The sequence below is a fragment of the Virgibacillus sp. LDC1 genome (genome assembly GCF_025792345.1).
GTDB classification, from domain to species: domain Bacteria; phylum Bacillota; class Bacilli; order Paenibacillales; family Paenibacillaceae; genus Paenibacillus_AQ; species Paenibacillus_AQ lautus.
This window is the reverse complement of the sequence record NZ_JAOXLZ010000001.1, coordinates 546199-565292: the sequence shown is the minus strand read 5'-3', so window position 1 is coordinate 565292 and position 19094 is coordinate 546199. Positions and strand designations below refer to the sequence as shown.

Below are 19094 nucleotides of genomic sequence, written 5' to 3'. Positions count from 1 at the left end.
AAGTTTCCAAGTACATTGTCCTCCGGGGGACAATGTACTTTTTTTGTGCCATTGAAACCGTTTATTCAATTTGGTTGCACGGGGTAATATACATTACATACGAATAACAGATGAAGTGGAGGGATCGTTACATGCCTTGGAGTAAACATGATTATCCGCCATCCATGAAAAATCTGGAGCCGCGGGTGAGGAATAAAGCCGTGGAAATTGCCAATGCCCTGCTTGAGGAAGATTACGATGAAGGACGCGCCATCGCCATTGCCACCGCCAAGGCTCAGGAATGGGATGAAAATCATCCCAAGGACGAGAAGTGAATCCAACATAAGCATACGAAAGAAGCTCACCCTGCATGCGGGTGAGCTTCTCTTAGTTGGACCGGATTATGATCGGCCGCTAACGGTATGCTGCGCTGTCTTCGGAGTAACCGGAGTGCTTGGGGCACGGACCGCTTTCCGAATCGGTTTCTTTTCCGTTTTCTCGGTACCGTACGTCACTGTGATGGTGATCACTTGCCCGGCAATCGATACGGCTAATATAGTATATAAGGTTTCAACCAATGGCATGTAGAATAGCGATAATAGCAGTACTACGGCATCCATCAGGAAAAATACCGTCCCTACCTTAAGCCCGCTCCACTCGCTGAACAGCACGGAGATCACGTCGTCACCGCCTGTCGCCCCGCCGAAACGGAGCACGATGCCTGCACCAAAGCCCGTCAATAAACCGGACAGCAGCGCGGCTGCCAGCAAGTTATGATTCAGATCGATAACAAGCGTGGAATACCGCTCGATCAATGCGTAGAACAAGGTGAACATGCTCGCCGCAACAACGGTATTGATAATAAACTTCCGACCTTTGATAAACAAGGCAATCAGCAGAACCGGAATGTCCATGAGGATCATACTTAATGCAGGCGGAATATCAAGCGCATATTTGCCAAGCAGCGCAAGGCCGACAAAGCCGCCTTCGGTTAAATGATTGTGAAAATTAATGTGATAATACGTAAAAGCCATTAAAAACGTTCCGAACAACATCGCCGACATGGTGATAATTGTGTTTTGTCTTTTCCTCATACAGGATCCCTCTTGTCGTAGTAGATTGGTCAGACATAGGCCAATCTCTACCTAGAGGCAACCTGGAGGAGTTCATCCTTCGAACCATAGTTCCCATCCTTTCGCAGAGACCGTCCTTGTCTTCAGACGTCCGACTTCGCTCTACGAAGGAAGCTATGTGTATGAGAGATCATAACGTTTCCAAATCGTCCTTTGGGGATTCGTCCTTCGGGGACACATGGTATCCTGATCCTTTCTCGTTTTAGTTAGACTGCTTACCTTATTATAACACAGTTGGCACGCGAGCTAAACAGCTGGCTAGAATGAACTGGAATCTATATATGGAATATGTAAAAAAACTCGCTTTAAGAACTCCCCTCCATAAACTTTCCACCATTAATACGTTGTTCACATATTCGCTAAATCCGATGTGACCAAAATCACAATTGCCCTTTCTTCCCTTGTCTATACTTAAATCGAACACGAATTCGACTTATGAATCAGGGGGAGTCTGCATGTTAAGCCAGCATACGATTGAAGTCGTTAAATCCACCGTTCCTGTTCTTGAAACGCATGGAACGGCAATCACGACTGCATTTTACCAAAAATTGTTTCATCATCATCCGGAGCTTCTTAACATATTCAACCATGCGAATCAACGAGAAGGAAAACAGCCCTTTGCTCTTGCCAATGCCGTGTACGCCGCAGCAGCCCATATCGATCGTCTTGAAGCGATCGTCCCGGTTGTTAAGCAGATCGGACACAAGCACCGGGCGTTAAACATTTTGCCCGAGCACTATCCGATCGTTGGCGAAACGCTGCTCGCCGCCATGAAGGAGGTGCTAGGTGACGCCGCATCGCCCGAAATTATCGAGGCCTGGGGCGAAGCTTACGGCGCCATTGCCGATGTCTTCATTGGCATTGAAGCTGATATGTACCATAAAGCCGCGAACGAAGCCGGCGGCTGGAGCGGATACCGCAATTTCGTAATTGACCGGAAGGTGGAAGAAAGCTCCGTCATCACTTCCTTTTATTTGGTCCCGCAGGACGGCGGCGAGATTGCCGATTATCAACCCGGTCAATACATCACGCTCCGGGTAAAACCTGAAGGTGAAACCTATTATCATAATCGTCATTATAGTCTCTCGTCCGCACCGGGCCAACCTTACTACAGAATCACGGTCAAGCGTGAGGATGAACTGGAAGGAAAGCCTGCCGGCATCGTCTCCACTTGGCTGCACCGTCATGCCGAGGTCGGGACCGTTCTCGAGGTCACTCCTCCGGCCGGTTCCTTTACGCTGGATACGGACACCGATCTTCCGCTTGTCTTGATCAGCGGCGGCGTGGGTTTGACCCCGATGGTGGCCATGCTCGAAACCGTGCTGCTGAGTCAGCCCGACCGGAAAGTAACGTTTATTCATGCGGCCAAGTGCGGCAGCCAGCATGCGATGAAGGCTCATATCGATGCGCTCGCCTCCAAGCATCCGCAGCTAACCTCTTATGTCATTTATGAACAACCGGAATCGGAGGATCAGTGCCACCAAGCTGGCTATATTGATCTTGAATTCCTTCGTAAAACCGTCGATGCGAAAGCCGACTTCTACTTCTGCGGCCCTGTTCCGTTCATGCGTGCCATGAACAGTCAATTGAAATCGATGGAGGTACCTTCAGACCGGATTCATTATGAATTCTTCGGCCCGGCGGGTACATTGGAAGATTAATGAACCGTATTACAAAATCAAAGGGTGCCTGTCTTGTATAAAGACAGGCACCCTTTTTGGATTGATTATGCTTGCTGGTGACTATGATTCAGCGAAAAAGTGAACCTTCTGCTAATTCTGTCGTGAGCATGTTATTAACATATGTATCCCGGCGTTCATATCGTCCGCAAATTCAGGGCTAGACGTGCTTGCCCTGTTCCCGCAGCAGCCGGTTTACCGTTTCTCTCCTCACGCCGATCAGCTGTCCGATCTCTTCCTGAGTCAGATACTCGGTCAAGTGTATTCCCTGTGAATACTCATCCAGCCACCGGATCAGCAGTTCAAGCCGCTCCGCAGGTCCTCCCACCGTCAAGTGATCCAGCCTCATCTGCATGAACCGCACTTTTTCCTGCAGCAATCTGGCAACCTCGAGCGGTTTCTGCGGATCCTCCGCGAGCTGGCGGTACCACGCTTCAGCCGATATGACCTCCACTTCGCTCTGGATCAGAGCGATCGCCGTTCCATGTGTCTCCTTCGGGCTGATCAGCGAATGGTGCGGCACCGTTTCACCGGGATATAAAATATTGAAAAGCACCATGTTGCCGTTCGGATGGAGACGGGTCACCTTGAACAATCCGCTCCGGATGTGATATAGATGGTCCCCGCTATCCCCTTGCCTGAACAATATTTCGCCTTTATGTAGAATCATGAATGAATCGCCTCCTGATGAATGCAGTTATCAGGAGTGTAAACGATATGCCGCCATGAATCCACTGGGATCCATAAACCATTGCCAGAAATTAATGGTTGCAGGCCGTATATTGTTGGCATACTATGTGTAAGATAGAACATATGTTCTATATATTTATGTCTGAGGATGTGTCTCTTATGATGAAGCCTTCCACTCCTCCTCCGCCTTCACCAGAAGACGAAGCCCTAATCCATGATTATCTGCTGCATCACATCATCCAGTCTGCACTCGAGCGGGATATTCGAATTCTCAAGACCCTTAAACTCAAAACGGCTGACCTCTATATCTTAAATCTGCAGCTTATTAAAAAAGGGAATTCGGATCATGCCTGGTTCATACAACAACAGATGAGAAGGCGCGGCATCCGGATTCATAGCCAGAACCGCACAGCCAAGGAAGGGCTGCAGGTTCAGTATTTGTGCCGCGGATATGAAGGCAGCCTGCTCTGCGAATGGCACTCCCTCAAGGAAGAGATAAAGGATCGGCTCGTTTCGTATCTTGGCACGGATTTAGCGGCATACTAGCACCGACTACGTACAAGACAGGAGCGCTCATGAAGAATATCTTCCACATATATTCTGCCGATATCCATAGAATCATTCGTAATTGGGCTGCAGGCGTCATCATAGCCGGGCTTGCCGTTCTTCCTTCTCTGTATGCCTGGTTTAACATTGAGGCTTCTTGGGATCCCTACGGCCAGACCTCCGGTGTATCCATTGCCGTTGCCAACCTGGATAAAGGGACCACTCTTCGCGACCAGCCGATTAATCTGGGAAAAGAAATCGTGGAGTCCCTCCATCACAATGAGAAGCTGGGATGGCGGTTTACGGAGGATAGCGAGAACGCTATTCAAGGTGTACGGCGCGGCGATGATTATGCCGCCATCATTATTCCGGAGAACTTCTCTGCCCGGATCGGCACCGTGCTGACCAATGAGCCTGTCAAAGCTCAGATCCTCTATTATACCAACGAGAAAATCAACGCCATTTCTCCCAAAGTGACGGCCCAGGGCGCATCCGGTGTCGTGGAGGAAATCAGCAAAAATTTCATCAAAACCGCCAATGGCACCATCTTTGAGATCTTCAACACGCTCGGGATTGAGATCGAGAATCAGCTCCCGGCAATTAATAAAGTACGAAGTCTTCTGTTCCGGCTCGAAAAAAGCTTTCCGGAGCTCAATGAAGCGGTGGGCACAGCCGCTAAGGATATTCAGCTGGCCAACCGATTGATTCAGCAGGCCGACACCGCCCTGCCTCGCCTTGAAGGGATTGCCACGGACGGCAAAACCATGGCCGGTGCGCTGGCGGAGTTCGCGAATCAGGCTGCGGGTGCCTCGAAATCGCTGGAGCCTGCCCTGCGTCAGGACTTGGAGGTACTGGCTGCAACCACCGGAGCGCTCTCGCAAGTGCTGGACACTCTGGGGCAAGCCGACATCGACCCGAAGGAGCTTGCCAGCCGCCTGAACGCTGCCCAGGAACGCGCAGAGACAGCAGCGCAAGCCGCGGCCCGGCTGGGTCAATTGTTCAAGCGGCTGGGCTCGATCTCCCCGGCGGCAGCTTCCGGGGCGGCCAAGCTCGAGGACATTGCAGCACGCTGGACCTCAGCTCAGGCCGTGCTCCAAACCATAGCTCAAGCCGTGGAACGGGGAGAAGAAGCACCTGCGGATTCCATCGATAAGCTGAAAAAGCTGAACGATGACATTACGGGACTGACCAACACGCTGTTAAGCCGCTACGATACGGAGATTGGTCCAGCGATCAGCAAAGCCTTCACCAAGGGCGCAGGCACGGCCAAGCGTGTTCAGCAGGAGCTGACCCAGGCGCTTGCCGCAGTCCCCGACATTCAGCGTTTGCTTCAAGATGCCCGGAAGGGGCTCAAGGTAGGGGGCGAAGAAGTGCGGCTTGCCCAAAGCCGTCTCCCGGAAGCCGAGCTACGAATTACGCAGCTGGCTAATCGGCTGCGCGAGATGGAAGCTGAAGGGGATATCCAAGAGGTTATCGATTTGCTTCAAAACAATTTTGAGCTCGAAAGCCAGTTTTTTGCCGAGCCTGTTACGCTGGAAGAGAATCGCCTGTATCCAATCCCAAACTATGGCTCCGCCATGTCTCCTTTCTTCACGACCTTATCCTTGTGGGTAGGCGCCCTGCTGCTCGTTTCCCTGCTCTCCGTCGAGGTTCATGATGAAGAGAGAAGCTTCCGCAGCATCGAGATTTACTTCGGACGCTATTTAACATTTCTGACCATTGCGCTGTTCCAAGCGCTATTCGTCACCCTGGGTGATATTTATTTGCTGCGGACCTATGTTGTGAATCCGGGCTGGTTCATCCTGTTTGCGCTGCTGATCAGCTCCATCTTCATGCTGATTGTATATACGCTGGTGTCCGTGTTCGGCAATGTCGGAAAAGCGATGGCCATCGTACTTCTTGTGCTGCAGCTTGCAGGCGCGGGCGGAACGTTCCCGATCCAGATGACGCCGCCGTTCTTCCAGGCATTGCATCCGTATCTGCCATTCACCTACGCCATTAGCATGATGCGGGAAGCCGTTGGCGGCATTCTATGGGATATTGTCATCCGGGATGTCCTGTTCATGCTGATCTTCGCGGCAATTGCGCTAATGATCGGGATTGCGCTCAAGAAGCCGATCAACCGGGCCAGCGGCGGACTTGTCCGCAAAGCGAAAGCCTCGAAGCTCATCCATTAATCCAGCCCCTTCCTGTACTTATATTCGCACAGAAAGACGGCTTGGCTGATAACATGAGTCATACCTTACGCAAAAGGACACCCCAACCGGTTTCTTAGAGCCGTGGGATGTCCCTTTTTTCGTAAAAGATTCACTTATGTTGGGATTGCTGATGATATTCCTTCAACTGTTTCAACGTATCCTCTTCCATATCCCCAAGCCGCCAGATCGCAATCTTCGAAATCCCCGAGTCTCTCGCCGCATCCACCCAGCCTGCAATGGTCATTCCATCCGCATACCACACGGTATGGCCGATGCCTTGGTCGTCCGTATATTCAAAATACAGGGCACCGCTTGACGGATCCCGACTCGGATCGTCCGAGATGGCATGGGCCAGCTCCACCGCACGCTTTTCCGTTAAAGAGACCACCTTGCCGTTCTTGGCCCAGTCAAACCCGCCAACCGACAGCGCAATGGCATGGTCTCCCGGGATCCCGTGCAGTTTGTCCGCCAGCTTCCTTATCATGGCGTGATCCGCCTTTGGACCCGGTCCGCTATGCCCTCCGTACAAGTTATATGCCATCAGGACATAATCCGGACCTTCCGGCAGCAGGTCAAAGGATGATTGGCTGATCCCCGGCTCCAGCACGATTCGAAGAGAGAAACCCTCCGCTTGTAAACGTTCATACAGCTCCTCGTACAGAGCCGAAAGATTCGCCCAATCTTCCTTGCGTACCTTCTCGTAATCCAGTTCCACACCGCTAAAGCCATGCTGGGATACCACAGCCAGAATGTGCCCGATATGCAGACTGCGGCTTTCCGGAGTTGCCACGATCCGGGAGATGAGCGCAGGATCCTTCTGGTCCGCCGTCCCATCGGTATCGAAACGATCGTTTACGATGGTCAGGACACGGCGAAGCTGTTCCCCCTTCCGGGAATTCTCCAGAAACTCAGGCAGTCCCTCCCGAAAATCCGAGGTAAAATGGAGTTCGTCTTTAGGATTGAAGTAAGCTGCAAAAAAATGGATTTCTTCAAGCTCACTACCGAGCTTCTTCAGATCCGTTATGCCCGTTTTCCACTGCCAGTCCGTAATCCAGGCAGACAGCTTCACTTCCGTTTGCGTTAACTGAGCCTGCAGTGCTTTCTCCTGCTCTCCGGTATGCAGCCACCAGAAAGAGACAGCAGCACACAAAGCCATCAATACCACAGCTCCTGCCCATTTCCTTCTGCGATTCTTCATTGTTGTTCACGTCCTACGCCATCCGAATATTAAAAAGTTTCCACAGCCCAGTCAACCGCCCGGCTCAAACTTCTCTGCACGCCTGTCAGGACACCGGTCAGTCCGGACGGCTTGTTCGTAAACAGCAGCTTCCGATCACCGCCCGCAGGCTCGGATGCAATCGTAACATCTTCAAAAATAGCGTCGTAAATATCATCTTTCTCATTCTGCTCGTGATATTGCGATTCAAACGCCACGCCCCCTGCGCCAATCGAAACATCCACAGGCTGCTGATTCAGAATCAACTGTTGATCGACACTCACGGACAGAGAATGGCCTTTCACCGAAATCTCCAACCTACGGTTTCCAAGTATGTTGACGGGATACTCATTCTCATCATCCCGGTCTCCGGACTGCGTCTGCTCCTTGGTATATACCGATGCCTTGTCGAATTGCAGATCCTCTTCCCCCCACTCGACCTTCGGCAAGGAATAAGTGAACAGCTCTTCGGGCGCTTGACCCGCTCTCTTCTGTTCCACCACCACGTTATTGTTCTCCAGAAGAAGCCTTAAGTAAGAGCCCTTCGTCCGGTCGTAACGGACATAAATGGACTGCCGTCCTACCACATTACCGAGTGCCTTAACCGAGACGGTCACGTCAGACTCTTCGCTGCCCTTCAAATAAACGGTCCCTGCCTGAGACGGAGGCGATGTGACCACGAAACGGTTATCCGCAAATTCAGCGGCTCCGCCAAGCACCTCCCACTTCTCAGCCTGCTGCTCGTCCCCCCGCACAAATTGCATAGGTTGTCCTTGGTCCTTGTGCAGCTTCATCAACAGATGATTGGTAGACCAGTAAGGAGCAGGCTGGACCCGAGTCAGATTATAAAGATCGCTGTCCTTCGAGTTGAAGGCCATTCCTTCCCGGTTGAAATTCATTTCAAACAGCTGCCTAATCTGCTCCGTATTGGCATTGGCAACAAGCTGATTCATGCCTCCGCCAAGCGCATTGGCGTGCATGATCATATACGTGCCTGGAACGTAACCAAGCGCTTCCGTATAGACTTTATTCATCGCCTCATAGTCAGCTTGGATCCGTTCTTCCATCTCCGCGCGGTTCTCGAGCGGAATCATATTCTCGTCGCGTATGAAATCCATCAAATAGTGGTTGTAATATTCCACATGGGATTTGGCGGTCAGTTCACCTTCGTCCTTAACGCCGATGTAACGGCCTTCACGATCAAAAATATTAATATAAGTCAGCCGGTTGCCGTTGGTCCCCAGCTCCCAATAACCGGTGCGGGTCATCTTCAGCATATCCTTCGGCTGCAGAAATTTCCGTTCACTATTGCCCATTTTGCCTGCATAGGACAGGAAAGTGGCCTTATAATTGTATTTCTCCAGCAGGGGCTGCGCGAATAATGCGGAGTCATTCCGTCCGTCTTCAAAGGACAGGTACAACGCTTTATCCGGCAGCTTCTTGCCATGACGATAATAATCGATAATATCTTGCTGCGAAATCGTGGTGTAGCCCTGTTCATATAAGGCCTTCAGTTGGGCATCCAGCTGGCTCTTGGATACGAGCTTGGATGTCCCGGTGCGGCCGACTCCGAAATAGGATAGCGCAATAAAGCCCTGATCCTGACGCCAGGCCGATTTGTCCGGCTCTTTAAATGTGCGAAAATCGAAAATCGCATTCGCCAGCAGGACGGCTGCTACAGCCAATACAACGACCTGTGCCGTAACTTTGATGATCTTGCGGCGATTTTTCCGCTGAACATTGAGGGCTGTTTTTTGTTTTTTACCCATTGGTCATCCTCACTTCAACCGCTTTGACACGATCAGAACGGTAATCCGAATTTTTTGCCTTTGCGCTTGCGGGCTTCCTTCTTCTCTCTCGCTTCAATATCCTGCGGCGTTTCCCGGGTCCCCCATGTCGACTTCCAGAAGGTAAACCAGGCCACCGGCATCTGCCATAACAGGACAAATTCATAGAACAGACAGAACACGAAGCCGAACACCCAGAGCCTGCTCTTGCGAAACAGCAGGTGGGCAAGACTCATCAGCAGCGCCATCAGCAGCAAGCCCATCAGGAAGGTCCCCGGAAAAATGCCGTGAACGATCGGCACGTACATCAAGTTATAGGCAACCACGACAGGCGCGGCAATCGGCACGATCAGGCCGATGTAGAAAAACAAGGCCATAAACGGCTCTTTGCGCCAAATAAAGCCTCCAGCCCGCAGCGACTCGCGCAGCCATGAGCGCTTCCAGCGCATCTGCTGCTTCAGGAACACCTTCATCTGCGAAGGGACAATCGTCGAGCATATGGCGGAATCCTGGTAACCGGTACGATGTGTTTTCAAAATAAAGTTCGTCATGCTTCGGTCATCCCCGAAAGTGGCGGGTCTGCCCAGAAACTTCTGGTTCAGCCAGGCATCCGCATGCTGCATGATCAGCTCTTTTCGATAGCAGGATAACGGGCCCGACAGGCAGGTCACGCTGTCAAACCATGACTCCGCCGCTTTCATGATCCGAAACGCAATATAATAACGCACAGTCTGCAGCTTCGTCATGTTATTGGTATATTTGTTCTCGACGTCCGTCCGGCCGGCGACGCCGCCCATCTTAGGGTCCTGAAAAGGCTGAACGAGGTGGCGAATCGCCGTCGGGTCCAAAAAGCTGTCGGAGTCCACGAACACCACCAGATCATGCTTCGCCATCTCCACACCTTTGACCAGGGCGACCCGCTTGCCCGCATTCTCCGGCAGCACCGTATAGGACAGGCGTTCGCGGGTAGCGTAACGCTCCGCCTCGGAATGAATCACTTCGATCATATCCTTGATCTGCTGTACCGACTGGTCTGTCGAACGGTCATCCACGACAATGACTTCCAGCTTATCTACCGGATAGTCCTGATTAATACAGCTCAGAATCGTACGTTTGATCCAATCCGCTTCATTGAAGCAGGGGATGATAATCGAAACCCCCGGCGTGTAATCCGGATTGATCGGCACATCGCGATATAACGACCCGAACAGGTAGCGTGTCAGCAGAAACAGGGCTGCGATTAAGCTGTACAAATACAGCACCATGTTGTATTTGAAATAGATAATGCTTTCGGCACGCATCAGTATGATGAAGAGCACCGCCATAAACATCAACGCGCTGGCAGAATACACGGAATAGCCCCACCGTTTGCGCTGAAAATATTCCGTCAGCGGCTTCTCAAATTCTAAGGCAAGCATATGTTCTTCACCGGATTCCGTCGAATTTGTTGCCCGGCGAACGACGCTTGCATCCATCCTTACGGCCGATTCGAAACCTTCGGGCATCGCGCCTGGCCGGATCCGGAATCGGGCTTTTACCTTGTCGCCCACTTCAAGACCTGAAGAAGCGTCCGGCAGCCTGAGCAGCAGGCCGGTGGCCGAAATGTCGGCAGCCTGCCCCTTGATCCCGGCCTTTTTCTTTTTCCCCTTGGGAACGATCCATACTTCAAATTCCGCTTCATAACGCAAGCTGAGCATACGCAGCTTATTTAAATACTCAGAACTGGACACATCATCCCCGGGCTGCTGTGCTCGGTTGCCTCTCCGGTCCGCGTTCAAACGGATCTGCTCCGGATCGGGTACGTAGGAAAGCGTACGTCTGTCCGTACGCGGAACCGTAAGAACTTCCTTGGTGCTCTTCGGTTGCTTTCTTTTTATAATCCTCATTGCTTTCTCCCATCGTTATCTACAAACTCCAATAATGAAAGCCGTTCGCTTCATATTCGGTTTTTGGATAAGCTCCCTTCACGTCAATCAGAAGCTTCGCCTCTTCAGCGTTAAACATGTCCTTGAATTCGGCAATCCCAAGCTGCTTGAACTCCCGGTGAGCGACGGCTACAACCGCAATCCGGATGTCTCTCAATTCGCTCATGTCCGACAGCTCGATTCCATATTCCACATAAGCCTGATGACGGTCTACGTGCGGGTCGGCGACCATCGGCTGAATCCCGTAGTCCTGCAGCTCCCGGATAATATCGATGACCTTGGAGTTGCGGATATCCCGGCAGTCTTCCTTAAAGGCCAGGCCCATTACCGCCACCTTTGCCCTCATCAGATCAATACCTTGGCGAACCGCGAGTTTAATGACATGCTGGGCGATGTATTTCCCCATTCCGTCATTGATATGCCGCCCGGCCAAAATAATCTTGGAATGATATCCCGTATCCTCGGCCTTATACGTGAGATAATAGGGATCAATTCCGATGCAATGTCCGCCGACGAGCCCCGGCCGGAACGGGAGGAAATTCCACTTCGTTTCCGCCGCCCGCAGCACGGCATTCGTATCGATATCCATCTGGTTGAACAGCATGGAAAGCTCGTTCATGAAGGCGATATTGATATCGCGCTGGGCATTCTCGATGACTTTGGCTGCTTCCGCCACCCGGATGCTTTCCGCCCGGTGGACGCCTGCATCGATGATCAGTTCATATAGATTGGCAACCGTCTCCAGCGCTTCCGGGTCATTGCCGGACACAATTTTCACGATGGTCTCGAGCCGGTGAACCTGGTCTCCGGGATTAATCCGTTCCGGGGAATACCCCACCTTGAAGTCCACGCCCAGGCGCAGGCCGGACTCCTCTTCAAGAATCGGAATGCACACTTCCTCCGTAACGCCCGGATAAACCGTTGACTCATACACAACAACCGCGCCCCGGGTCAATGCCCGGCCAACCAAACGGCTGGCATTGCGCACGAATTTCAGGTCCGGCACATTCCCGCTTTTTACGGGTGTCGGAACGGCTACAATAAAGCAGCGAGCTTCCTTGAGCTTGTCCGGATCCGAGGTGAAGGCGGCCGTACAGTTCGTAAGCGAGGTATCCCCGATCTCACCGGTAGCATCGAATCCGCTTCGATACTGCTGCACCTTGGCCTCGCTCAAATCAAAGCCGATGACATCCAATCTTCTTGAGAATGCGACCGCCAGCGGCAAGCCCACATATCCAAGACCGACGATCGCCAATTTGTCCACGCGGTCCAGCATATTTTCAAATAATTCCATCTATTCCATCTCCATTGCGGCTTTGTCCTGCAGCTGCATCATGTCCGCCATTTTTACAAACGTATATCCTTTATTCTTCAGCCCTTCCAGCACTCTGGGCAGAGCCTCAATGGTATGAATGTCATCCAGCATATGCAGCAAAATGACGCTTCCCCTTTGGGTCTTGGTCATAACCCCGTTTACAATATCGTCGGCACTATTGGAAACATCCCAATCCAGCGTAGTCACATCGTACATCGCAATGGCCGGGTAACCGGTAGCCGCCAGCGCTTTGGCCCGTTCGTCATCTACCACGCCGGTCGGCGGACGAAACAGCATCACAGGCTGCTGCTGTATGGCCTCCGTAATGACCTGGTGGGCCTTGACGACATCCTTCTGCAGCTCTTCCGGCGTTAGCGAAGTAACGACGGGATGACTGTAGGAATGGTTAGCCACATCATGTCCGCCTTCCACCATCGCCCGCGCCAAATTCGGGTTGCTTTCCACTCCTTTGGCCCGGAGGAAGAAGGTAGCTTTCACATCATGCTCCTCCAAAATATCAAGGATGCGGGTTACCGTTTTGTCGCTTCCGAAATCATCAAACGTCAGGGCAACTTCTTTTTTGTTCGTATTGACTTTATAAACCAGTTCATATTTCGCCTGTTGATAATCCGGGTTCATTCTTGCAGCGTCGTATCCCGGAATTAACTCGAGCGGTTTTCGCACGCCGCCATGCTGCACCAGCTCATCCAGCGTAACCAATTGATATCCGATATCGTCCACGGCCTGGGCTATGTATTTAATAGAAGAAATGACTTCCGGATTAACGTCGGTATTCATGGAAATAATCCCGCCTCTGGAGATGAACCTGGTCACATACTCTCCAATCTCTTCAGCACTCTGCATATTGCGGTCCTTGGGATTAATGTTATAACTTACAACGGCCTTCATTCCAAGATGTGCAGCTGCCAGCGGCACTTCGTCCGGATAATCGCCCGAGCGTGTCCGAACATAGCGGGGCTGGGCGCCCGTTTCCCGTTTAATGACATCGTTCGCGAGTTTGATTTCCTTATAGATCTGATCGTAATCAAGCTGATTCATATCGAGCTGATTGAGCGTGTTGTTCTCAATTTCATGACCTCTGGACAAAATGGCTTCCGCAATGTCCGGTTCCTCCGCCACTCTGATGCCCGGAAGAAAGAACGTCGCCTTGATTCCGTGCGCATCCAGCTCATCGATCAGTGCCATCATGGTCGCTTTATCGCCCATGCCGTTAAAGGTAAGCGCCAATTCCTTCCTGGCCGTATAAACAAACGGGATTTCCCTGCTCTTCTCTCCCGTATACCGTTCCACTTTCGGAACAGCAGCCGTCGAGCCTCCCGCTTCATCGCCGGGAGCTTGCTTACCTCCAAAAAGACCGCAACCGCCCAATAACGCCAGGGGTAACAACAGTCCGGTCATCCTCGTAAGCAGGTGTAACATTCGGGTTTTACTAGAATCTTTATTCATCTGGATACTCCTTTTAAATTTCAAACAGGGTATTTATTAAAGCCCTTACTGAACAAACCAATAGAATATAACACCAACCTATCCTAATTGCTATAACATTTCGGGAAATTTCATGGGTTTTCATCTTTTTCAAAACTTTGAATTACAATAAGGCCCCCCGGTCGTCCAGCTTATGTAATCCATTGCCCCATACTCATTCAAAACATGCTCTTACTCCCTGCCGCTCGATGATTCACATTATAGAATTCAGTTCTATACAATTTCTAAACAATTCCGATTCAACCGGGGCCTCACCCCCTTGTCAGACAAAAAAACCTTCGAAAGTCTCTTAAGACCTTCGAAGGTACGTTGAATTGTGAATGATTCATGTTGTTGTTCATGTTGTTACCATTTAACCGGAATTCGTAATTAAACCTTATGGTAAATCAAGGCTCTTCCCCAGCCATCGCGGTTCGTTTGTGAACCCAGGCCTGGTAGTGATGGACGGCCATTCCCGCAAAGGAAGAATGATCGCTGCCAAGTTTGGCGGCACGCAGGGCTTCGTCCTCCATCTCCCGTTCGCTCTTGGCAAAGAAGGTCAGGTGCTCGCCTTCCTCCGTATCCCCGAGCTCCATGCCGATCCAGACGGACTTGCCGAGTTCATCCGCCTGCTCCAGCTCTTCCTTGGACAATTCATACATCTGTTCCCCGCTGTCCCGGTACGCCATAACGGCAATCGCGTCCGTGTTCTGGATCATCCAGCGGCTGAACGAGTCGTCATCCGCACTGCGGGGTCCAGGGATCGAGTCAAGCCAGAATGGTACCGCGGCACTGAACCATAGCCCCTGACGCTTTGCCTCCTGCACCCAAACCTCCATGTTTGCGCTCCATTCTTCCACCACCTGTGCCTGTTCGCGGCCCCATCTCCGGAGCACATAGGGCTCGACATCAAACTGCACGCCCTCGAATTTCTCCTCCGGCGCAGCCGTACGATTGTACGCTTCCAGCCAGGTCAGCAGCTCCATCCCTTTTCGCCGGCCTTCCTCATAAGCCCAATCCGGCTGACCGTTCAAGGCGTGAACGCTGATGCCCTGCTGATGTGCAGCAGCTACAAAATGGCGGTACTCCTCGTCCGTAACCTCTTGTTGAATCTGCAAAAAGATCGTTGTAATGCCTTCCCTGCCGCTAAAGGCCACAATCTCCTCCGTTTCACTCCGGATCAGACTTGCATCCCACAGCCATGTAGCCTTGTTCTGATTCACCTTGCCTGACGGGAGAAGAAGAAGGATCAGCAGCAAAAGACAGATGCCGGCAACCAGGATGATCCACTTCGCTTTTGCATGTATAGGCCTCATTCTTCTCGTCCATTTCATCAGATCAAGACAGCCTCACCAGGCTCAGCTACATGCTGAACGGAATGGCCGATCTTGTAGATATGAGGCTCGGCGAACGCTTTAAACGCATTTCGTGTATCTAAGATCGGCACGCCGGTGGAAGCGATCGAATGATAATCCAGATTGCTGTGGTTTGTAATGAGGACGATGCAATCGTAACGGCTGAATTTCGCAAGATCATACTCCACGCTGTGAATCGTCTCGCCTTGCTTATCCACAAAACTGTGGGCATACGGATCGTAATAATCCACATAGGCGCCATTTTCCTTGAACTGTTCGTATACTTCAAGTCCCGGTGATTCACGCAGATCGCTGATGTCCGGTTTGTAAGCCATGCCTAACAGCAGGATACTGGAGCGCTTGATCGATTTGGCATATTCATTCAGAATCGTAGCCGTCTTGTTGATCACGTAGTAAGGCATATTATCGTTGGTGGACTGTGCCAGCTCAATGAATTTGCTGTAGAAGCGGAAGCCCTTGGCCTTCCAGGACAGGTACATGGGATCCAGCGGAATGCAATGGCCGCCGATGCCCGGTCCCGGATAGAATGGCATGAATCCGAACGGCTTGGTTGCCGCGGCATTGATCACTTCCCATACATCAATGCCCATGCGGTCGCACATCATGGCCATCTCGTTGACAAAGGCAATATTCACGCTGCGGAACGTATTCTCCAGCAGCTTGGACATTTCCGCCACTTTCGGGTTGCTAACGGGTACAACCGTCTCAACGTACTGCTTGTACAACGCTTCACCCAGCTTTAGGCAGGCGTCCGTCGTTCCTCCGATGACCTTCGGCGTATTTCGTGTATTGAACCGGCTGTTGGATGGATCGACCCGTTCCGGCGAGAAGCACAGATAGAAGTTTTGGCCAACCTTATAACCGAGCTTCTCAATCGGCTGTTGAATCAGTTCCTCCGTGGTTCCCGGATACGTCGTGCTCTCCAGCGTAATTAACAGATTAGGCTTCATATAGCGTTTGAGCTGATCGACTACCATTGTAATGTAGGAAGTATCCGGGTCCTGATTCTCGCTGAGCGGCGTCGGCACGCAGATGCTGACCGCGTCAATCACAGCAATCATGCTGTAATCCGTTGTCGGCTTAAAGCGTCCGGTCTCCATGCATGCCGCAAGCTCTTCGGACGAGATGTCCGTAATATAGGACTCGCCGCGGTAAATGCGGTCAATTTTATCCGAATCCAGATCGATACCGATGACCGTGAATCCCTGTCTTACCATTTCCACAGCCAGCGGCAATCCTACATAGCCCAGTCCCACAACACCCAGAACGGCTTTCTTATTCTCAATGGCACTCAATAACGTTTCATATTCCTCATTCACAAGTATTCAACCTCCATCGGATGTATAGTCTATTTGTCTATTTCTTTTGCCTATTTCGCCAAAAGACAGACCTCGTTTTGTTGAACTCTCTCCTTGCGATTAAAGAACCTCTCAGCTCAACTAATCACGTATCATTCATCAATTCTCTTCAAACTAAAAGCGTTAGTAACGATGTGTTTAATGAAGGCAGCGGCGGATGCGGGCATCCAGTTCCACCGGCGAGAACGGTTTGGTTACATAATCATCCACCCCGTTTTGGAAACATTGGCTGATCGTCTGCTCCACTCGTTTCTCGGTTAATACCACAATTTTGGGCGGTTCCTTCATATCCAGCTGCTGGATATGATGAATGAAAGGCAGGCCGTCGATGCCATGCAGGTTGAGCTCGGTCAGCACAAGATCCGGCTCCCATTTCGGGATGAGATCCAGCGCCTCCAAACCGTCTACTGCTTCAAGAGTTTCATAACCTTGCATGGTCAAGCGGATCTGTAAAAACTCCCTCACCGTGGCATCTTGATCCACGATGAGAATGCGGTTTTGACCGCTGTCTACTTCCTCCTGCGTAAATATATGAATATCCGAAGAGGTGCTGAGCTTGGTCGCTTCTGCCATCTGCTTCAACGTCAGCGCTGACGGCACTTCAGTAAGCGCTGCAAGCGTAATACGCGGATCTGCTTGCTCCAAACGGCCTTGCAGATGCTGCTTCAGGAGCAATGCCTGATAATGGGCGGCATCCAGCGAATATCCAGGCAAGGTAACGGCCAACACACCGGTATTGGTGTCAAGCAGTACCTCACCGTTCACGCCGGACAACTGGTCCACAAAGCTTTGAACCTCCGCCTGCCCAGCCTCCATCTCGGACGAATTGCCTGCACAGTACAGAAACAGCAACGCTGTTCCATGGCTATGGTTTCTCACTTCCTCCTCCAGGCGGCCGTAAAAATCAACGGCCTGCACGCGTTGCAATGTTGCGGATTGAGACATAACTGTAGGTCCCACCTCTCTTTATATTTTGATGCTGTTACATATGAACCGGGCCTTGAAGTCAGGCAGCCTCGTTCTTATCTTTCCAGCTCTGCCGGGTCATGGTACCCCATGAATTGTTGTTTTGCAGATATTGAATATGCCCCTGTACTCTCCACAGCACACCTAACTGGTGGTAACCCACGAATTTGAGTGCCGAGAAGAAGAGCATCTTCACCAGATCGGACAATTTGGTATACCGGCGGAAGGCCATCTCCTCCAGGATGAGAGCTCCTACGCTGAGCAGGTACCCACTTAAAAAATTGACGAGTCCAAACACGACCAGCACATGCCAATTTGTCATATCCAGCAATACATATCCAAGCAGAGCCAGAAGGCCCGTAATTCTGAAGTAAGGGTTTAGCGCTTCAAAAATAACGTTGTAGGGCATCGTCAACATGCCCATGACTTTATATTTCGGATTGAACACCATATCGCGGTTCTCGATCATGTTCTTCAAGTTTCCCCGTCCCCAGCGCTTGCGCTGATTGGACAAAATGTTGTAGCTGTCCGGCGCCTGCGTCCAGCACACCGCTTCCGGGCAAAAGGAAACGCGGTATTTGATTTTATTTTCCAGCATATAGCGGTGCAGCTTGATAATGATGTTCATATCTTCACCGGGGTAGCCTCCCCGATAGCCGCCTACCGCGATGACATAATCTTTGCGGAACAAGCCGAAGGCTCCCGAGACGATGATGAGCCCATTGAAATGGCTCCACCCGATTCGTCCACCCAGGAAAGCCTTCAGATATTCGATCGATTGGAACATCGGCCATATCCGGCGCGGCAAGGATACATCCTTAACCTCTCCGTTCTCAATCACGCAGCCATTGGCGATCCGAACATCCCCGCCGATGGCCACCGTTTCCTCGGGATTCTCCATATACATGCGGGCCATCCGGATCAGCGCATCCTTCTCCAGCAATGAATCCGCATCGATGGAAGAAATCAGCGGATAACGGGACAGGTTAATGCCCGCGTTCAATGAATCCGCCTTACCGCCGTTCTCTTTGTCGATGAGGTAAAGCTGCGGGTACTGCGGATTATAATAAATGCCCCGAACCTTGTTCGTGCTGATGTTCCCGCGGATCTCCGGATTGGGCAGCAGCGTCAAACCATACTCCTCAATCAGCACCTTCAGCGTCTCGTCGGAGGATCCGTCATTGATGACGATGACCTCGTAGGTTGGATAGTTCAGCGTCATCAGACAGCGGACATTCTCCGCGATGGTCAACTCTTCGTTATAGGCGGGAACCAGCAATGATACCGATGGAACCAGTTCCGAACCCGAGAGCGTATTGTATTTGGAATACGTAGCGCGTCTGAAAATATCCTTAATATTTCTGAAAGAAAACATCAGAATTACAAAATAAAGCGCGCTAACGATCATGACGTAATAAATCGCCACCATACCGTAAGTGAG

General features: G+C 51.3%; 15 protein-coding genes. 4 read left to right on the top strand and 11 right to left on the bottom strand.

Annotation, left to right across the window (positions count from 1 at the left end):
• Positions 1 to 131 precede the first annotated feature (131 nt).
• Positions 132 to 314: a DUF2188 domain-containing protein gene (locus tag OHJ21_RS02580; protein ID WP_071223800.1), complete on the top strand. Its 183-nt coding sequence runs from the start codon at positions 132 to 134 to the stop codon at positions 312 to 314.
• Positions 315 to 380: 66 nt separating this feature from the next.
• Here OHJ21_RS02580 and OHJ21_RS02575 read toward each other — a convergent pair whose 3' ends face one another.
• Positions 381 to 1073, bottom strand: coding sequence for a YitT family protein (locus OHJ21_RS02575; RefSeq protein ID WP_100536192.1), 693 nt, complete (start codon positions 1071 to 1073; stop codon positions 381 to 383).
• 494 nt (positions 1074 to 1567) lie between these two features.
• Between OHJ21_RS02575 and hmpA the strand changes: the two genes are divergently transcribed.
• Positions 1568 to 2773, top strand: a complete 1206-nt coding sequence (hmpA, locus tag OHJ21_RS02570; RefSeq protein WP_100536191.1) for an NO-inducible flavohemoprotein — start codon at positions 1568 to 1570, stop codon at positions 2771 to 2773.
• Between the two features lie 178 nt (positions 2774 to 2951).
• On the opposite strand, the gene OHJ21_RS02565 is transcribed toward hmpA, so the two are convergent.
• A complete protein-coding gene (locus OHJ21_RS02565) occupies positions 2952 to 3461 on the bottom strand; it encodes a Crp/Fnr family transcriptional regulator (RefSeq protein WP_100536190.1) in 510 nt (169 codons plus the stop codon).
• 179 nt (positions 3462 to 3640) lie between these two features.
• Here OHJ21_RS02565 and OHJ21_RS02560 point away from each other — a divergent pair, with 179 nt between their 5' ends.
• Both OHJ21_RS02560 and OHJ21_RS02555 read left to right on the top strand, forming a co-directional pair.
• Positions 3641 to 4027 carry a YhjD family protein gene (locus OHJ21_RS02560; RefSeq protein ID WP_100536189.1) on the top strand — a complete coding sequence of 129 codons (387 nt, stop codon included), beginning with the start codon at positions 3641 to 3643 and terminating at the stop codon, positions 4025 to 4027.
• Positions 4028 to 4056: 29 nt separating this feature from the next.
• Entirely contained in the window at positions 4057 to 6204 is a 2148-nt protein-coding gene (locus tag OHJ21_RS02555; RefSeq protein ID WP_100536188.1) for a YhgE/Pip domain-containing protein, read from the top strand.
• 130 nt (positions 6205 to 6334) lie between these two features.
• Here the strand turns inward: OHJ21_RS02555 and OHJ21_RS02550 are convergent, their stop codons facing one another.
• The 9 genes from OHJ21_RS02550 to OHJ21_RS02510 all read right to left on the bottom strand — a co-directional run bounded on the left by OHJ21_RS02550 (position 6335) and on the right by OHJ21_RS02510 (position 19082).
• Positions 6335 to 7423: a glycosyl hydrolase family 18 protein gene (locus OHJ21_RS02550; RefSeq protein ID WP_486019278.1), complete on the bottom strand. Its 1089-nt coding sequence runs from the start codon at positions 7421 to 7423 to the stop codon at positions 6335 to 6337.
• Between the two features lie 29 nt (positions 7424 to 7452).
• Entirely contained in the window at positions 7453 to 9210 is a 1758-nt protein-coding gene (locus OHJ21_RS02545; protein ID WP_326112257.1) for a polysaccharide deacetylase family protein, read from the bottom strand.
• Positions 9211 to 9242: 32 nt separating this feature from the next.
• Positions 9243 to 11114 carry a glycosyltransferase family 2 protein gene (locus OHJ21_RS02540; RefSeq protein WP_486019277.1) on the bottom strand — a complete coding sequence of 624 codons (1872 nt, stop codon included), beginning with the start codon at positions 11112 to 11114 and terminating at the stop codon, positions 9243 to 9245.
• 19 nt (positions 11115 to 11133) lie between these two features.
• Positions 11134 to 12447 (bottom strand): nucleotide sugar dehydrogenase, encoded by a 1314-nt coding sequence (locus tag OHJ21_RS02535; RefSeq protein ID WP_486019276.1) that lies wholly within the window; start codon positions 12445 to 12447, stop codon positions 11134 to 11136.
• Entirely contained in the window at positions 12448 to 13935 is a 1488-nt protein-coding gene (locus OHJ21_RS02530; RefSeq protein ID WP_486019275.1) for a polysaccharide deacetylase family protein, read from the bottom strand.
• Between the two features lie 425 nt (positions 13936 to 14360).
• Positions 14361 to 15269 (bottom strand): hypothetical protein, encoded by a 909-nt coding sequence (locus OHJ21_RS02525; protein WP_486019274.1) that lies wholly within the window; start codon positions 15267 to 15269, stop codon positions 14361 to 14363.
• 17 nt (positions 15270 to 15286) lie between these two features.
• Positions 15287 to 16648, bottom strand: coding sequence for a nucleotide sugar dehydrogenase (locus tag OHJ21_RS02520; protein WP_100536181.1), 1362 nt, complete (start codon positions 16646 to 16648; stop codon positions 15287 to 15289).
• 177 nt (positions 16649 to 16825) lie between these two features.
• A complete protein-coding gene (locus tag OHJ21_RS02515; RefSeq protein ID WP_486019273.1) occupies positions 16826 to 17632 on the bottom strand; it encodes a response regulator transcription factor in 807 nt (268 codons plus the stop codon).
• Between the two features lie 61 nt (positions 17633 to 17693).
• Positions 17694 to 19082 (bottom strand): glycosyltransferase family 2 protein, encoded by a 1389-nt coding sequence (locus OHJ21_RS02510; RefSeq protein ID WP_207797444.1) that lies wholly within the window; start codon positions 19080 to 19082, stop codon positions 17694 to 17696.
• Between the last annotated feature and the right edge of the window lie 12 nt (positions 19083 to 19094).

What these genes read in the sequence shown, in the direction of transcription:
- OHJ21_RS02580 (WP_071223800.1), top strand. Translation starts at nt 132, where the DNA reads ATGCCTTGGAGTAAACATGATTATCCGCCATCCATGAAAAATCTGGAG.
- OHJ21_RS02575 (WP_100536192.1), bottom strand. Translation starts at nt 1,073, where the DNA reads ATGAGGAAAAGACAAAACACAATTATCACCATGTCGGCGATGTTGTTC.
- hmpA (WP_100536191.1), top strand. Translation starts at nt 1,568, where the DNA reads ATGTTAAGCCAGCATACGATTGAAGTCGTTAAATCCACCGTTCCTGTT.
- OHJ21_RS02565 (WP_100536190.1), bottom strand. Translation starts at nt 3,461, where the DNA reads ATGATTCTACATAAAGGCGAAATATTGTTCAGGCAAGGGGATAGCGGG.
- OHJ21_RS02560 (WP_100536189.1), top strand. Translation starts at nt 3,641, where the DNA reads ATGATGAAGCCTTCCACTCCTCCTCCGCCTTCACCAGAAGACGAAGCC.
- OHJ21_RS02555 (WP_100536188.1), top strand. Translation starts at nt 4,057, where the DNA reads ATGAAGAATATCTTCCACATATATTCTGCCGATATCCATAGAATCATT.
- OHJ21_RS02550 (WP_486019278.1), bottom strand. Translation starts at nt 7,423, where the DNA reads ATGAAGAATCGCAGAAGGAAATGGGCAGGAGCTGTGGTATTGATGGCT.
- OHJ21_RS02545 (WP_326112257.1), bottom strand. Translation starts at nt 9,210, where the DNA reads ATGGGTAAAAAACAAAAAACAGCCCTCAATGTTCAGCGGAAAAATCGC.
- OHJ21_RS02540 (WP_486019277.1), bottom strand. Translation starts at nt 11,114, where the DNA reads ATGAGGATTATAAAAAGAAAGCAACCGAAGAGCACCAAGGAAGTTCTT.
- OHJ21_RS02535 (WP_486019276.1), bottom strand. Translation starts at nt 12,447, where the DNA reads ATGGAATTATTTGAAAATATGCTGGACCGCGTGGACAAATTGGCGATC.
- OHJ21_RS02530 (WP_486019275.1), bottom strand. Translation starts at nt 13,935, where the DNA reads ATGAATAAAGATTCTAGTAAAACCCGAATGTTACACCTGCTTACGAGG.
- OHJ21_RS02525 (WP_486019274.1), bottom strand. Translation starts at nt 15,269, where the DNA reads ATGAGGCCTATACATGCAAAAGCGAAGTGGATCATCCTGGTTGCCGGC.
- OHJ21_RS02515 (WP_486019273.1), bottom strand. Translation starts at nt 17,632, where the DNA reads ATGTCTCAATCCGCAACATTGCAACGCGTGCAGGCCGTTGATTTTTAC.
- OHJ21_RS02510 (WP_207797444.1), bottom strand. Translation starts at nt 19,082, where the DNA reads ATGGTGGCGATTTATTACGTCATGATCGTTAGCGCGCTTTATTTTGTA.